Consider the following 2,235-nt stretch of genomic DNA (forward strand, 5'->3'; position numbering starts at 1 on the left):
CGCGTCGGGAAGCTGCGAATGCGCCCGCGCAGCTCCTCGATGCCGATGGAGTCCAGGCTGTTGGTCGGCTCGCCCAGGATGAGCAGGCGCGGATGCGCGAGCAGGGCGAGGGCGATGCCCAGGCGCTGCTTCATGCCTAGCGAGAGGCGGCCCGCCCGCTTGCGACCGGTGTCGGCGAGGTCGACGGTGCGTAGAGCCTCGTCGATGCGGCCCCCGGGGATGCCGAGTAGCGTGGTGCGCACGAGCAGGTTCTCGCGCGCCGTGAGGTTGGGGTAGAGCGGCGGCCGCTCGATGAGCGAGCCGATACCCGACAGGTCGTCGCGACTCCAGGGGTGCCCGTCCACGTGGATTTGGCCTTCGGTGAGGCGGGGCATCCCCACGACCATCTTGAGCGTGGTGGACTTGCCCGCGCCCTTACGCCCCGCAGCCCACCTTCCGACGAACGTGCGCATAACCGAGAAATAAAGGTCGCGACTCGTCAAAAAACTCGGTTGAGCGCACGTTCGTTCGGGGAATCGGTGGCTGCTTCGAGGGCGGCCGCGCCTTCGCCAGGGCTTACGAGCCATGGCCCGGGCACCTTGAGGAAGCGCCCAAAGCAAAACTATCGAGTTTGCTGCAGTTCATCGGGGAGGGCATAAGTAGACGGTAAATTCGCACCTCTCCTACCTGCTGGTTTATAACGGCCGGATATCCGTCTACTCAGCGCGTCGCGTTTCGACTGCAGCAAACTCGATAGTTTGTTAAGCGAGGCGGCAGAAGGTGGCCCACGCCTAGGGCATTTGCCGTTCCAGGCCATGCAAAAACGGCGCGAAGCGAACACCGCTGTCCACTTCGCGCCGGTTCTGTATGGTGGAAGGCGTTGCACACCCTCTGACGGCTACCCCGGGCACTTGTCCAGGGCGCCCGTCGCCCCTACCAAGGCGCTTGTCACCCCTACCTGGGCAGCCGTCACCACCTACTTGCCTTGGTCATGAGCGGAACGAGGGCAAAGAGGCAAATGGCGAGGCCCGCGGCCCCGATGACGGCACCCACATATCCGATGAGCGCGATGCCCACACCGTCCACCACGCGTCCGCCAATCCACGAGCCCAGGCCAATCCCCAGGTTGAAGATCCCCGAGAAGATCGACATCGCCACGGCCGACGCCTCCGTCGAGGTCACGCTGATGATCTCGGCCTGGCAGGCCACGTTGAACGCCGTCGCTGCGGTGCCCCACAGCACGCAGACGCCAAACACCACGGCCGGGCTTATCGTCGCGGGTCCCATGAACAGCAGCGACAGCGGCAGGCACGCGGTGAACACGGCCAGGAAGGGCGCGCTGTGCCGGTCGTACAGGCGCGAGAAGAGAACGCTGCCCACCATGCCGGCCGCGCCAAAGGTCATGAGCGCCGCGGTGATGAGGCCGTCGGGCATGCCGGCCACCTGCGCCAGGAACGGCTCTATGTAGCTGTAGCCCACATAGTAGGCGCTGGCGAGAAGCACTGTCATGAGGTAGATGGCCACGAGCACGCGGTTGGCAAAGAGGCTCGGCAGCTGCGAGAGCTGGAACGACTCGCCATGCTCCACCTGCGGGAACGCGGCCAGCAGATAGAAGACGATGCCCGCCGAGATGGCCGCGATGATGCCAAACGTCATGCGCCAGCCCACGACGAGGCCCACTATGCGCCCCAGCGGCAGGCCAAAGATCATGGCGATGGAGGTGCCCGTGACGATCATCGACATGGCGGTGGCACCGTGCTCGTCGCGTACCACGCGCACAGCGAATGGGCTCGCGATGGACCAGAACACGGCATGCGCGCAAGCCACGATGAGGCGCGCGCAGATGAGCAGGACGAACGTGGGTGCCAGGGCCGAGCACAACTGGCCCACGGCAAAGACCGCCACCACAACGACGATGAGGCGGCGCGGCGGTACGCGGCTGCCCAGCAGCATGAGCGGCAAGGACAGCGCGGCAACGGCCCAGGCGTAGATGCTGATCATGAGGCCCGTCGTGGCCTCGGAGGTGCCAAACGACGAGCCGATGTCGGTGAGCAGGCCGATAGGCATGAACTCGGACGAGTTGAAGACGAAGGCTGCGAGGGCAAGCCCGCAGACGGGCAGGATCTCGGCGCGGGACATGCTCGCGCTGGCGTCATGCGCCATGGCTGACCTCCAGGGGTTGAATCGTCGGCAGGGCTGTGTTCATCATACTGAGTGACGACTGGTGTGCAGTTGGGGACGTGTTCGTTCTGCACA

2 protein-coding genes are annotated in these 2,235 nt (G+C 65.3%); both read right to left on the reverse strand.

Annotated elements, in window-relative coordinates; genetic code table 11:
• Window positions 1-482: ATP-binding cassette domain-containing protein (locus EFAMC1_RS06220; protein ID WP_315984870.1), on the reverse strand; the 482-nt coding region annotated here is incomplete at its 3' end.
• Between the two features lie 466 nt (window positions 483-948).
• Window positions 949-2,142, reverse strand: coding sequence for an MFS transporter (locus EFAMC1_RS06225; protein WP_154053448.1), 1,194 nt, complete (start codon window positions 2,140-2,142; stop codon window positions 949-951).
• Window positions 2,143-2,235 lie beyond the last annotated feature (93 nt).

The organism is Olsenella uli, from assembly GCF_901212675.1.
In the GTDB taxonomy this organism is placed as follows: domain Bacteria; phylum Actinomycetota; class Coriobacteriia; order Coriobacteriales; family Atopobiaceae; genus Parolsenella; species Parolsenella uli_B.